Annotated in this window: 11 protein-coding genes and 1 riboswitch; of the genes, 6 read left to right on the plus strand and 5 right to left on the minus strand. The window is 48.5% G+C overall.

Going from position 1 to position 14,201, the window contains the following annotated elements; all coding sequences use genetic code 11:
* Positions 1-19: 19 nt before the first annotated feature.
* The 4 genes from FN124_RS22490 to FN124_RS22505 are packed head-to-tail and all read right to left on the minus strand — an operon-like array spanning position 20 to position 3,580.
* Positions 20-607 carry an HAD-IB family hydrolase gene (locus FN124_RS22490; RefSeq protein WP_185937325.1) on the minus strand — a complete coding sequence of 196 codons (588 nt, stop codon included), beginning with the start codon at positions 605-607 and terminating at the stop codon, positions 20-22.
* Entirely contained in the window at positions 604-1,335 is a 732-nt protein-coding gene (locus FN124_RS22495) for an SDR family oxidoreductase (RefSeq protein ID WP_142687021.1), read from the minus strand. Before FN124_RS22495 ends, FN124_RS22490 begins: the two co-directional genes overlap by 4 nt.
* A 26-nt stretch (positions 1,336-1,361) precedes the next feature.
* Positions 1,362-2,693 carry an FAD-binding oxidoreductase gene (locus tag FN124_RS22500; protein WP_142687022.1) on the minus strand — a complete coding sequence of 444 codons (1,332 nt, stop codon included), beginning with the start codon at positions 2,691-2,693 and terminating at the stop codon, positions 1,362-1,364.
* A complete protein-coding gene (locus tag FN124_RS22505; protein WP_142687023.1) occupies positions 2,693-3,580 on the minus strand; it encodes a decaprenyl-phosphate phosphoribosyltransferase in 888 nt (295 codons plus the stop codon). The genes FN124_RS22500 and FN124_RS22505 overlap by 1 nt, the downstream gene beginning before the upstream one ends.
* Positions 3,581-3,694: 114 nt before the next feature.
* On the opposite strand from FN124_RS22505, the gene FN124_RS22510 reads away from it, so the two are divergent.
* The 4 genes from FN124_RS22510 to FN124_RS22525 all read left to right on the plus strand — a co-directional run bounded on the left by FN124_RS22510 (position 3,695) and on the right by FN124_RS22525 (position 9,585).
* Entirely contained in the window at positions 3,695-5,323 is a 1,629-nt protein-coding gene (locus FN124_RS22510) for a hypothetical protein (protein WP_142687024.1), read from the plus strand.
* 331 nt (positions 5,324-5,654) lie between these two features.
* Positions 5,655-6,269: a CGNR zinc finger domain-containing protein gene (locus tag FN124_RS22515; protein WP_142687025.1), complete on the plus strand. Its 615-nt coding sequence runs from the start codon at positions 5,655-5,657 to the stop codon at positions 6,267-6,269.
* Positions 6,266-7,165, plus strand: a complete 900-nt coding sequence (locus FN124_RS22520) for an EamA family transporter (protein WP_142687026.1) — start codon at positions 6,266-6,268, stop codon at positions 7,163-7,165. The genes FN124_RS22515 and FN124_RS22520 overlap by 4 nt, the downstream gene beginning before the upstream one ends.
* Positions 7,166-7,398: 233 nt before the next feature.
* Positions 7,399-9,585, plus strand: a complete 2,187-nt coding sequence (locus FN124_RS22525) for a bifunctional alpha,alpha-trehalose-phosphate synthase (UDP-forming)/trehalose-phosphatase (protein WP_142687027.1) — start codon at positions 7,399-7,401, stop codon at positions 9,583-9,585.
* 57 nt (positions 9,586-9,642) lie between these two features.
* Here the strand turns inward: FN124_RS22525 and FN124_RS22530 are convergent, their stop codons facing one another.
* A complete protein-coding gene (locus tag FN124_RS22530) occupies positions 9,643-11,424 on the minus strand; it encodes a glycoside hydrolase family 15 protein (RefSeq protein WP_142687028.1) in 1,782 nt (593 codons plus the stop codon).
* A gap of 149 nt (positions 11,425-11,573) precedes the next feature.
* On the opposite strand from FN124_RS22530, the gene glk reads away from it, so the two are divergent.
* Positions 11,574-12,629: a glucokinase gene (gene glk / locus FN124_RS22535; RefSeq protein ID WP_260607559.1), complete on the plus strand. Its 1,056-nt coding sequence runs from the start codon at positions 11,574-11,576 to the stop codon at positions 12,627-12,629.
* A gap of 15 nt (positions 12,630-12,644) precedes the next feature.
* Positions 12,645-12,716, plus strand: a riboswitch (Fluoride riboswitch).
* Between the two features lie 45 nt (positions 12,717-12,761).
* On the plus strand, positions 12,762-14,048 hold the full coding sequence (locus FN124_RS22540) for a chloride channel protein (protein WP_142687029.1): 1,287 nt from the start codon (positions 12,762-12,764) through the stop codon (positions 14,046-14,048).
* The last annotated feature ends 153 nt before the right edge of the window (positions 14,049-14,201 follow it).

A 14,201-nucleotide genomic window follows, 5' to 3' on the forward strand; every position in this document is an offset into this window, starting at 1 on the left:
GCCTTCGGCGATCTCCGCATCAGCGGAAAGGTTTGAATGAAACATGCTGCGCCAGCGCCAGCATGGGCCGGTCGCCTTCACTATCGCCGTAGGCGTATATTTCGCGGAAGTTTTCAAGCCGGTAAGCTTCGCGGATGCGGTTTACTTTTTCTACGCCGTTACAGTTGATTCCCTGGATCTTACCGGTGAGGTGTTTATTTTTTACTTCGAGACGGGTAGCCAGGCAAACGATGTTCTCCCGCCTGCACCAGGGCGCTACCCAATCCTGCGCAGATGCAGATACCACCACTACATGATGTCCCTGCCGCTGGTGATCCCTTATGGCAGCCAATGCCTGCGGACGGATCAGCGAAGGCAGTTGTTCCCGGCAGAAGCGCTCACACCCGGCAGAAAAATCCGCAACAGGCATCTCCCCAAAAAAATACGCGAGTACTTCTTCCTTCATCTCCTGTGCCGGTAACATCTTTAATTTGAAGCGCAGCAACTGGGGCAACAGTTGCACCATACCTGCATACATAGCGGCCCGGCCCCTGTGATAGCGGATAATTTCCCACAGGGTATCCCTGGTGGTGATGGTTCCGTCGAAGTCAAAAAAGGCAATGGTCACAATGACAATTTTTTGAAAATACCTTCAGGTATTAATTTGATAATGAGCATAATGTATCTCCAATGCCACTTTACATACAGCACATTCTTTTTTCGTTTCACTGCTTTAAAAATTGCGGTGGCCACTGTTTCCGGCTGTGCGGTGAGTAGCGGGGGCAGGGGCAGGTGGCTGGTCATACGGGTATTCACGAAGCCAGGTTGCACACTCATCACGTGAACGCCGCTACGAAAAAGACGGTTTCTTAGTCCGCTAAGATAAGCTGTAAAACCCGCTTTTGCGCTGCCGTACATATAATTGCTCTGCCGTCCTCTTTCACCGGCCACTGAGCTGATACCGATAATGGTTCCCTGCTTCCTGGCTGCGTAACTTTCTGCCACCACATTTAATATAGAAACGGCGCCGGTATAGTTACTGTTGATAATAGTAGCTGCTTCCTGCCAGTTTACCTGGGCTTTTTCCTGGTGCCCCAGGTAGCCGAAAACACAGATGGTTATGTCGGGGACAGCAGGTAAACCGGCGTAAAAAGCGTTGTGGGAGCTAAAATCGGTGGCATCAAACAGGTGAGTGGTGGCGTTAACGTTATAACGTACCTGCAGATCCTGCTGCTGTGGCGTCAGCGCGGCAGTGTTCCTGCCGGCCAGCTGGATATCATATTTCTCAGACGCAAACTTCCGGGCAATGGCAACTGCCATGTCGGAGCCCGCGCCAAGTATTAAAAGGGTAGGCATGAGAGGTATTTGGTTAATCAGGGAAATTATTTTGTCAATAATAAACGTTCCGATTGCAGGGATTCAAAACGTGCGTCACTGTTATATTGTTTTACAATTTCGGCAAACCTGCCGGCATTAGGGTAGCTGTTCCAGAAAATTTCCTGCTTCATCCTTGCATCTTTCGACAGGTACAAACGGCCGCCATATTGTAATACTATTTCATCCAGCTCATCCAGGAATTCAAATAATCCCTTGCGGATCGGGAAGTCCAGCGCCAGGGTATATCCCTCCATCGGGAAGGAGATAAGGCTGTCTTGTTTGCCAAATACCTTTAATACCGCCAGGAACGAGCCCCATCCTTTTTCACTGATCTTTTTCAGGATGGCGATCAGGCCGTCTTTTTGTTCAAGGGATACTACAAACTGGTATTGTACAAAGCCCGCCTTACCATAACCCCGGTTCCACTGGAGGATCGCATCCAGCGGGTAAAAGAAAGGCTCATAAGGGATCACTTTCTGCATTACCTTTTTATAATTCTTCCCGTAGTATAACCAGTTAAAGGCTTTTACTGTAAAAGTATTAAGCACAAAGGAGGGAAGATTGAAAGGAACCGTGAGTTTTCGTTTAGCCGGTAACGTAAGCGGGGCTTCTTTTTGCTTTGCATTCAGTTCTTCCGGGTTGGCATGTTCGCCAACGATGAGGATGCTCCGGCCAAAGGAATCGCCTTTCTGCAGGCAATCGATCCATGCCATGGAGTAGGTATAGTGCTTGTATTCATCAAACAGCCGGATCACTTCCTCCAGGTTCTTAGCCTTTAGTTGTGTTTGCCGGATATAGGCAGTGCTGATCTTTTTAAGCCCGAATTTTACACGGGTGATCACCCCGGTGAGGCCCATACCACCACAGGTGGCCCAGAACAGGTCGTGGTGCTGAGTGGCGGAGCAGCAAATCGTTTCGCCACTGGCGGTTAGCACATCCATGTCGATAATATGTCCTGAAAACGCACCATCCACATGATGGTTCTTTCCGTGCACATCGGAGGCAACGGCGCCTCCTACCGTAATATATTTGGTACCGGGGGTAACCGGTAAAAACCATCCTTTGGGAACAATAATATCCAGTATCTGGTCCAGCGTTACACCTGCCTGCACGTCCATCACTCCGGCGCCGGTGTCAAAGGAAAGCATCTTATCGTACTTCAGCATGGAGATGCTGTGTTTGCCCAGGGAGGCATCGCCGTAGCAGCGGCCGTTACCCCGTGCAATCATATGTGTATTGGCTACCACATAATTGCGAAGCTCATCTTCCCGGGTAAAAGCATGTTCGTCGCTGGCAACAGCAGGGTAGTTCCCCCAGTTGGCTAACCGTTTTTGCATTATTCAAAAAAAGTTTTATCTGTCGGTAAATAAATTAATACATAAAAACTCAGGACCCACAGGAGGATGGTTAATTGAATAAAACGGTCTTTATATAGGATTTTTGTGGGAGAACCTGTACTGTTCTCCACGTAGGTTATTTGCAAATATCGTAATAATCCGCCAATTACAAACAGGGTGGTGTAATAAAGGCGGTAGGTATGGAACCTGGCCTGGGTTTCCGGCGAAATAGTGTACATCAGGTAAGATACAATGATCACTGCCGAAACGAGGGCCAGCATTACGTTGAGGAAGTCGAGGTTATATCCTTTGGCGGCTTTCCGCATTTCCCTGCCTGAATCCATTTTGATGAGGATATCATCCCTGCGTTTGGCGATGGCCATAAAAAGCGCCAGCAGGAATACCATGATCACCAGCCACTCCGAGATGGCCAGTTTGGCGGCCACGCCACCGGCCTTTATGCGCAGTACAAACCCGGTAGAGAGGATCAGTATATCAAGAATGGAGATATCTTTCAGGCCAAGGCAGTAAAGAAGGTTCAGTACAAAATAAGTGCTCAGCACAAATACAAACTTCTGACCCACCAGGATGCCAAGGGCATAACCCGCAAAAATACAGATCAGGAAAAGAGCCAGGGCAGCAGGTTTGCTGATGGTGCCGGAAGCCAGGGGGCGTTTGCATTTTACAGGGTGCTGCCGGTCGGCCTCTATATCACGGTAGTCATTCAGTATATAAATACTGCTGGCAATAAAGCTGAAGGCGAAAAACGCCACTGCCAGGTCCAGCAGTTTGGTAACATTAAATATCTCTCCCGCAAAGAACAGGGGAATAAACAGGAAAGCATTCTTTACCCAGTGTTTGGGCCTCAACAGCGTTAAAAATTTCACGGAACCTGGAGTTGTTTGATCAGTTAGATGGGCCTAAATTACAATTTATTCGATTACTTTTGCAGCCATTCATATTACTGGATAATCAGCATTTACAGCGAATCCCAATCTACTATGCCCAAATTTTCATTGAAAGGCAGTCGCCCTGCCATTGCAGAAAGCTTCATTATCATCGCGCTGGCCCTGGTGCCTTTATTTGTAACATTCCCATACCGAGTTAATATTTTTCTGTCCTGGGAAGGCGCTTACCGGATATCGTCAGGTCAGATTCCGTTCAGGGATTTCGGAACACCACTGGGTTACGGGTTCTGGATCTTCCCGGCTATCTTTTTCAAACTGTTCGGCCCGGAGCTCGTTTCCCTGGTAAAAGCACAGGTGCTCCTGAATATCATGGCCGGGTTTGCGTTCCGCTCCATCATGAAAAGTATGGGCGTGCAGCCGGGAGTGCGACTACTATCTGTACTGGTATTTGTACTGTCTTATTCCTTCTTTAATTTCTGGCCCTGGTATAATCATACGGTGATCGTATTTGAACTGGTGGGGCTCAGCTTCTTGTTCCGTTCCCTGTTTTCAGATAGCCGTGTACGTAAGTACGGCAACATGTTCGGCGCCGCCTTCTTTATTTTCCTGTCTGTTTTCACCAAGCAGGATGGAGGGGGAATGGCGTTCATGCTCTGTCTTTTATTCCTGGCCTATAATAGCTTACAAACGAGGCGCTGGCTCGACCTGCCCGTTTTTGTGGGCATGTTTGCCCTGGTGGCCGCTGTTATGATCCTGCCCCTCATGCCGGGATTTGGTTACTGGTTTAACCATGGGCAACCGCCTCACAGTTCCCGTCTTGCTATCACCGATTTTACTGATGAAATATTTGGCAGTTCCAACTGGATCAAGGCCTATGTGGTGCTGGTGGTATTATGTATTGTGGCTAAAGTAAAGCAGTGGGGCGCCTGGTGGCAGCAACGCCGGGAGGTATTGTTTGCCCTGCTCACACTGGGTATATTAGGGGAAGCAGCCATTTTCCAGGTAACCAGCTATACGCCTCCGGATAACAACATCTTTTTCCACAGTTTTGCGTTTGCGTTTATTGCGTCTTACTTATTTGAGCTGCTGAAGATAAATGTCAATTCGTTCCGCCCTTTGCTGGGAGCTACTTTTCTTGTGCTCTTCTGGTGGTCCGGTACCTGGTGGAAATACATAGGCCGGTTTACCGACCGTTTGTTCCCCACACAGGAAGCTGCCGCAGCAGGCCCTGGCCATGAGAACGTGGTAAACCGGCATAACTATATGCTGAATAATGATACTACTGATGTGCCGGTATCGTTATGGGTATATTCCAACCTGAAGCCCTTCCGCAAAATATACATGCCTGCATCTACCGTAAAAGGAATGGAGAACATTATGGCGCTTCCGGTGGTAGCTGAAAAGAAGGGCGACATCAAGGTATTGAATATGTCGGAGCTTACCCCGCTGGCGGCGGCCATGCCTTATAAACTGGAAACCGGACCCGACTACCCCTTATGGTACCATCTGGGAGTGGGAATGTTTAACCGGCAGCTGGCTACCTTCACGCAGAAGATCAGGGACCATCATTACGACCTGGTGATCTATGAATATGCCCCTACTTTAAACAACTTTTACCCCTTTGCCCTGAGGGGTGAACTGAAGCAACATTACCACCAGGTAGACAGCTTCCTTGCACCAAGAAGACCAACTAATGCAATTATAGAAGTATATGTAAAATAATTTATGTATCTTGAAAGGGCAAAATGAAAAATTGCCCCACTCTCATAAATCTGTGTATTAAAATACTATCAATATAGCATAGAAAAAGGCTCATTACGGAGCCTTTTTCTGTTTTTCAATGTATTGATTTAAAATGATTTAATGACTAACTGTTTACGTGTTGTTTTAGATAGATGGATGCCCTGTTTTACCCTCATTTTTTATTAACCAGTAAAATAACTTTCACCGGTTAATAATATCACCTACCTTTACAAAAACAAAGAAAACCGCTCAAAAAAATATCAGTGAAATCATCCTAATCATCAAAATCCTGGATAAGACAAAAAAGCAAATGTCAGTGCAAAAATCCATCTCCTCACTCCGGCTCGACGGCGGTATCCTGTGCCTCGATTTTGTGAACACCATCGACAACCGGAAGAAAGGAATACCGCACGATTATGTAAAAGGTTTTAAAGAGCTGCTGGAATGGTATGGGCATACCCGGGCATTATCTCCCAAAATTATCCATACCCTGGAACGGCTGGCGAAAGATTACCCGCAGAAGGCAGGAGTGGTTTTTGAAAAAAGCATTGCGTTGAGGGAATTGCTACACCGCCTGTTTACCGCGAGCCTGGATAAAAAGAAGCCGGCTGCGGCCGACAGTATGCTGTTCAACACCTATGTGGGGGAAGCCTATGCCAATATTGAGATCAGCTGGCAGGCGGGCGCCGGCGCCTTACAATTCAATGCCCCCGCATTGGAACAAGTATACTGGTGGCCCATAAAGTCGGCCGTTGAGTTATTTACTTCCAGCCAGTTAGCGGAAGTAAAGGAATGTCCTGCCTGTGGATGGCTTTTCCTGGACAAAAGCCGTAACGGATCGCGCAAATGGTGCAGCATGAGCACCTGTGGGGATGTGAATAAAGTAACCCGGAACTATCAGCGTACCAAAAGAAAGAAACTATGAACAGAAAGAGTGTATTGTCGTCAAAACTGATCTTTTGCCTCCTGGCTGTATATATAATATGGGGCTCCACCTACCTGGGGATGAAGATAGCCACCAAAGTGGTGCCGCCCTTTCTGTTATCATCTATGCGTTTCCTGGTAGCCGGCAGTATCCTGTTGCTGGTAGGCATTCTCAGGGAAAAGGCCTGGCCGGGGCGCCGGCAGTTGATAGCTGCCTGTTTCGTGGGCGTGTTGCTGATCGGCATCGGAAATACCACCGTGGCCCTGGCAGTAAATTATATGCCCTCGGGGATCGTAGCGTTGATAGTGGCCGCTATGCCCGCCTGGATCATGGGAATGGACTGGGCTTTCTTTAGTAAGAAACGGCCATCGGGCATGACCATGCTCGGCATCGTGGTAGGATTTGCCGGGCTGTTCCTGTTGTTTAACCCATTTGTTCACCACGAAGCGCGGCAGTTCCCCCTGTGGCCGGTGATCGTTATCGTAGCGGGAAATATCTGCTGGGCGGCCGGCACATTGCTGGTCCCAAGATTGCCCATGCCTGCGCAAATTACCAGCACCGCTATCCAGATGTTGTCTGGCGGCGTGTTCTCCCTGCTGATGAGTTTTGTATTTGAGCCCGGTGGTATTGCTAAAATACCGCTGATGACCACCGAAGCCTGGCAGGCTTATCTGTACCTGGTGTTGATCGGCTCACTGGTGGGTTATACCTCTTACAGCTGGTTATCGAAAAATGCGCCACCACGGCTCACCGCCACTTATGCCTATATCAATCCTGTTGTAGCCCTTTTCCTGGGATGGGCCTTCGGTAATGAAGCCATCACCTCGCTGATCGGCATTGCCGCTGCCATCGTTATATGCGGGGTAGTACTGATGACGCTTGGCCGTAAATCATAGCAGGAGAGATATTTTTACTTCCTTTTCCCCCTGATAATGTTTATCTTGCATTTTCACACATATACAGGTTTGGCCCTTTATCCGCTCCGGATAAACCCTGTTGATGAACCATAGCCATTGCAGCAGCATTGTATTTATTTATATATGTAGGTTCCGCTCTTTTGGGTGCATTTTTTGTTTGTTGGTGCTATTCCAATTGAATGTAATTAGATAATAGATTATATAAACTGACTATGCGAAAGACTATTATTGTATCGAACAGGTTACCGGTGAAGATTTCAGAAACAGATGGGGATTACACCCTTCAACCCAGCGAAGGAGGTTTGGCCACAGGGCTGGGCTCCATTTACCGGGAGGGAAATAATATCTGGATAGGCTGGCCGGGACAGGAGATCACCGATCCGAAAGAACAGGAGAAAGTAACAAAACAGCTGCGGAAAATGAACCTGATGCCGGTTTACCTGACACAGGATGAAATCAATAACTTCTATGAAGGTTTTTCCAACGAAACACTGTGGCCGGTTTTCCACTATATGGCTGTTTATGCCCACTATGAACAAAGCTATTGGGATGCCTATTACCAGGTAAATAAAAGATTCAGGGATATTATTATGAAAGTAGCGGAACCGGGAGATATCATCTGGATTCACGACTACCAGTTATTGTTATTACCGGGAATGATCCGTGCAGAGATGCCGGAGATCTCCATTGGTTTCTTCCAGCACATCCCATTCCCGTCTTATGAATTATTCCGCCTCATCCCATGGAGGGCGGAGATCCTGGAAGGTATGCTGGGCGCCGATCTGATGGGCTTCCACACCTTTGATGATACCCGCCATTTCCTCAATGCCGCCAGCCGCATCCTGCCGGTGAACACATCGGCCAATGTGGTGTCGTACAACGACCGGGCAATTGTGGTGGAAACATTCCCCATGGGCATCGACTTCAATAAATACGCAGCAATGGGCAGCGATCCGGAAGTGCTGCAACAGATAAAGAACCTGAAAGAAAACTTCCAGAACGACCGCCTCGTGTTGTCCATCGACCGGCTGGACTACAGCAAAGGGATATTGCAAAGGCTCCAGGCTTTTGAACTGCTGCTGCAGCTACATCCCGAATACATTGGGAAAGTGGTGCTGTATATGATCGTGGTGCCCTCGCGCGACCAGGTGCCTCAATACAAGGAGCTGCGCGATGAAATAGATAAACTGGTAGGAAATATCAACGCACGTTTCCGTACGCTGGCCTGGCATCCCATCCAGTATTTCTACCGTTCCTTCCCGCTGGAAACATTATCGGCCCTCTATAATTTTGCAGACATCTGCCTGGTAACCCCCATGCGAGACGGCATGAACCTCGTGAGCAAGGAATATGTTGCCAGCCGGAATAATAACGATGGCGTATTGATCCTGAGCGAGATGGCCGGCGCGTCTAAAGAATTAATTGATGCCATTATCGTAAATCCCAACAACATCGGGGCCATTACCCGCGCTATTGTAGATGCGCTGAATATGCCGCTGGCAGAGCAGCAACGCCGCATGAAACAAATGCGCACCGTGGTAGCGAAGTTCAATATCAATCACTGGGTGAAATTGTTTATGACCCGGTTGCAGGAAGTAAATGAAATGCAGCAGAATATGCTGGCGCGCCGCGTTAACCAGGAAACAGCTGTGCTGATCAGGCAGCAGTATTTCAATAGTAAGAAACGGATCATCTTCCTGGATTATGATGGTACCCTGGTGGGCTTCCAGCCCAATATTGATATGGCCTCACCCGATCCTGACCTGTACCAGCTGCTGCGGGAGCTGGCCGCCATACCGGGCAACGACCTGGTAATGATCAGTGGCAGGAATCATGAAACGCTGGGAGAATGGTTTGGGCATCTGCATCTTGATCTTATTGCGGAACATGGCGCCTGGCAAAAAACAAAGGCAGGAGAGTGGTACCAGTTACCCGGCCTTACTGATAAATGGAAGAAAGAGCTACGGCCTATCATGGAGCTGGCCACCGATCGTACGCCCGGTTCATTCATCGAGGAAAAAAGTTTCTCGCTGGTATGGCATTACCGCAAAGTGGAATCCGGTCTTGGTGAGCTACGCGCCAATGAACTGATGAACACCTTGCGCTACTTCACCGTGGAAAAAGGATTACAGGTATTGCCCGGCGATAAGGTGATAGAAGTGAAGAACGTGGAAATAAATAAGGGTAAGGCCGCCCTGAGCTGGCTGAATCATAAAAAATACGACTTCATTATGGCAATGGGCGATGATGTTACAGACGAAGACATTTTCAAAGCACTCCCGCATAAAGCCATTACTGTTAAAGTAGGCAGCCAGGTATCTGCCGCGCAGTATTACCTGCGAAGCTATCATGAGGTGCGGCATTTGCTGAGAACCTTACGCAACAAGGAAAGCGTTTAAATAATAAAAGGAGAGGAGCACAAACTCCTCTCCTTATTAATTTATATATCCACCTGACTATAGAAAAATGGGGGTATCCAGTTTCATGGCAATGCGATAGGCAGCATTCATCAATCCTACGTGACTGTAAGCCTGCGGGAAATTGCCCCACTGGCTGCCGGTATCAGACTCCACATCTTCACTGAAAAGCAGCAGGTGATTGGAGTATTGCAGCAGTTTGCTGAATTCCCGCTGCGCATCTTCCAGCCGGCCCACACAGGCGAGCGCTTCTACATACCAAAACGCACATACGAGAAATGTGGTTTTGGGTTTACCAAAATCATCGGAGTGGCGATAGCGGTAAAATAATCCTTCCGGTGTTTTCAATTCTTTTTCCAACGCAATGAGATGATCGCGGGCCCGTTCTGAAGCGGGGTCCAGGTAGTTCATCATAATCAGCTGGAGGGTACTGGCGTCCAGGTGCTGGCTGCCTGCCGCATTGGTGTATACTTTCCTTACCGGGTCGTAACAGCTTTCAATATGCGCAGCAGCACGGTTTTTCAGTTCAATGGCTCTTTGCAGCAGGGACTCGTTGCCAATGGTGCGGGCCATTTTTTCGGCGGCGGCGCAGCCGGCCCACTGGAAAAGGTTCGTATAGCAATGAACGTTAGCCATGTTCCTGAATTCCCAGATACCGGCATCTTTCTCATCAATCGTTTTTTCTATCTTCTTTAATAACAGTTCAATCCAACGGTCGGAATCTTTTCTTTCAGAAAAAATAAAACGATGGTCAGTATATAATGGAAGCATGGAAATAAGGACCTGCCCATATATATCGTTCTGGATATGTTCAAAAGCCTGGTTGCCTACGCGCACCGGTTTGTTCCCCATGTAGCCATCCAGGTGAGGAAGTATTGTTTCAGACAGGGTCTTTTGCCCGGTAATCCCGTATAGCGGCTGATAGCGGAAGTCGCCCGAAAAAGAGATATCCGTAATATAGCCAAAGTACCGTTCCATTTCTTCAAAATGGCCGATGTGGTTCAGGGCTGTTATGATATAATAGGTATCCCGCATCCAGCAATAGCGGTAGTCCCAGTTACGCCCGCTTTCAGGGAATTCAGGCAAACTGGTGGTACTGGCGGCAATGATGGCGCCTGTATCTTCATACTGGTGTATTTTCAGCGCCAAAGCGGAACGGATCACATAAGGCTGGAAGTAATTGGCAATGGAAGAGTGCTTGATCCAGGTTCTCCAATAGGAAACGGTTTCCCGGAAAAAACGTTCTGCCGTGCTGGCCAGCGGCGCTTCCAGCGGATGGCCATAAGTAAGGATCAGGTACCGTGTATCATTCAGTACAAAAAACTCTTTATCGATCAGGTAGCTGACAGCAATATTGGTGGTGAGACGGATGTTTTCCTCGCAGCCCGTAAACTCGATATGACTGCTGCCTCTCATAGGGTGTAGTTTCGACGCGCCATAATCGCAGGTGGGCTCACATTTCACCCGGATGCGGGGAGAGCCTTCCAGCGGTTCAATTTTCCGGATCAGCATGAGCGGTTTGAAAAAGCGCTCGAACTGCAGGAAGCGGGGCGCAAAATCAGTAACCCGGTAACTGCCCTCTGTGGTAGTAATTTCAGTACACAGTACATTGGTGTTTTCCAGGTAGTACTGGTGGGAAGAATAATCGGCTTCCGGTAAAATGGAAAAGGAGCCGCCTTTCTTTTTATCCAGCAATCCCCCGAAAATAAAGGAACTATCCATGCGGGGCCAGCAAAGCCAATCGATGTTTGTATCCTTATTAATATGCGCCAGGAATGCGCAGTTGCCAATAAGTCCGGTCTGATAGGTATGTCTTTCCATGGGCCTTAGGTTTGTGTTTTGAATTACATTTTTGTCCGGGAATTGTTCAACCCCGTGGAACAAAAGCTGTTCCAATAATACCCCCGTGGCAATTATTAACAAAACATATCCTGTTGAATTCTTATTTTTAAGTATAAAGTTCCACTACGATGCAGACCATGAAAAAGCAGCAATACCTCCCTTATTTTATAGAACCGTTAAACAGTGGGGATACCAAAACCTACCTGCTGGCGGGAGATCTGGGGGGCACCAAAACAAACCTGGCCTTGTTCAGCAGCCTGAATGGAGAACTGGAGCTGGTACGCCAGGAAAAGTATGCTTCGCGTGAGTACCAGAATTTTTCGGAGATAATTAAGCGCTTTCTCAGCGACAGCACCGATACCCCGCCGCAGCGTATATGCATTGGCGTAGCTGGTCCGGTGGTAAAGGGAAAAGTGGAGCTCACCAACCTGAGCCGGGAGCTGAGTGAAGATGAGATAAGACAGAGCACAGGGATCCAGACCGTTGCGCTGATCAATGACCTTGAGGCCACTGCATACGGATTGGCTACCCTGGCGCCGCATCAGCTCACCACCCTGCACCGTGGAGCTGCGGATCATACGGGGAACATGGCTATCATAGCACCGGGCACGGGGCTTGGTATGGCGGGTTTGTACTGGGATGGCCAATATCATCACCCGTTTCCAACCGAAGGTGGGCACACTGATTTTGCGCCAAGGACCGACCTGGATATTTTATTGCTCAGGTACCTCCAGGAGAAATATGACGTGGTAAGCTGGGAACGCCTCATCAGCGGGCCCGGTATAACCGATATCTATGAGTTCCTGCGGGATATAAAAGGAATGGACGAGCCCACAGATCTGAAGGCATTGATGGATGCCGGCGATGCCGCCGCAGAGATCAGCAAGGCGGCTATAGCAGGAAGGATCCCTGTTTGCGTTAAAACGATGGAGCTGTTTGTCCGCTATCTTGCCAGGGAATCCTGCAACCTGGTGCTGAAAATGAAGGCCACCGGCGGTTTGTTCCTGGGTGGCGGGATACCTCCGAAAATAGCAGCATTGCTGGAAACCGGCGGGTTCTATCATCATTACATGCAGGGCGACCGGATGGCTGAATTGCTGGCCAGTGTGCCTATACATATTGTGAACAATGATAAATCCGCCTTATGGGGCGCTGCATTTTATGCAGGATTATTAAAAGAATAATTTATTTTTGTGAGATAGATAACAGGAAATGGTGTCTTCCTGACCAGAACCGTCAGCCCATGGCTGTCTGATGGCGCCTACAAATATTATAGTGGTAGCATGGCTGCCATATAACGCTGCTATTTGTAGGATATGAAACAAACGAAATCTTTGCTGGAACAATTGTCCATAGCTAAACAGTTGCTGCGCTGGACAGTATTGGTAATACCTGTTGCCATAATTGTAGGATCTTTAGTGGCGCTGTTCCTTTGGCTGCTGGAAGTGGTTACCCACCTGCGTATGCAGCATGAATGGCTGCTTTTTGGCCTGCCGCTGGCGGGTGTACTCATTTACTGGCTGTACCGGTTGGGCGGGAAGAATGCCGAAAAAGGCAACAACCTGATCATGGACGAGATCCACCAGCCGGGAGGCGGCGTGCCTGCGCGTATGGCGCCGCTGGTGCTGATCACCACTATCATCACCCATTTATTTGGCGGTTCCGCCGGACGGGAAGGAACGGCCGTGCAGATCGGCGGCAGCATGGCCGGATTGATAGGCAAAAAGCTAGGACTACCGGCCCGGGATATACGAATTTTACTCATGACCGGTATTGCCGCAGGGTTTGGGGCGGTATTTGGAACCCCGCTTACAGGAGCCGTGTTTGCGCTGGAAGTGCTGGCCATAGGCGTAATGCGTTATGATGCGCTGATACCCTGCCTGATAGCAGCCGTTTTTGCCGACATCGTGTGCAGCGCCTGGGGTATTGAACATACCCATTACCATATATTATATAAGAGTGATCCCTTTGTGAACTGGCTTCCTTTTGTTCACCACAATTTGCCTTTGTTGGCGAAGGTGATTGTGAGCGGTGTGTTTTTTGGTTTGAGCAGTCTTTTATTCTCCAGACTCATTCATAATATCAGGGCTAACGCCAATGCCTATATTAAAATTCCCTGGCTGATCCCTGTAGTGGGCGGCATTGTTATTATACTGCTAAGCTATGTGGCAGGCACTGCTGATTACCTTGGATTGGGGGTATACAGCAAATCGCCGGAAGGGGTAAGCATTGTAGCTGCTTTTGACCCCAATGGGCATATTAACGACTGGAGCTGGCTCTGGAAGCTGGTTTTCACGGCTATTACCCTGGGAATGGGTTTCAAAGGGGGAGAGGTAACGCCTTTATTTTTTATTGGCGCCACCCTTGGGCATACGGTGGCGCTGATATTAGGCGCACCGGTGGATCTGTTTGCAGGACTGGGATTCATTGCTGTTTTTGCCGGCGCCACCAATACACCCATAGCCTGCACTTTAATGGGCGCAGAATTGTTTGGCACCGAGCATATCCTGTATTTTGCAGTGGCTTGCTTTACTGCTTATTATTTCAGCGGTCATTCCGGGATTTATGGCGCCCAGCGGTTGGAAGTAAAAAAGCTGTACTAGCTGTAACTGGTTAAACGGTTATCCCTGCAAAGCGGATCTTATCTTTTTACCGCAGTTATATCAGCATACCATTTCATCTTTTATACGGCTTCGATGGCGAAGTTATTGAGTTTGCTGAAACCTTTCAGGGTTGATACTGTTATGCTTCATAGA

This window comes from Chitinophaga polysaccharea (assembly GCF_902150045.1).
In the GTDB taxonomy this organism is placed as follows: Bacteria; Bacteroidota; Bacteroidia; order Chitinophagales; family Chitinophagaceae; genus Chitinophaga; species Chitinophaga polysaccharea_A.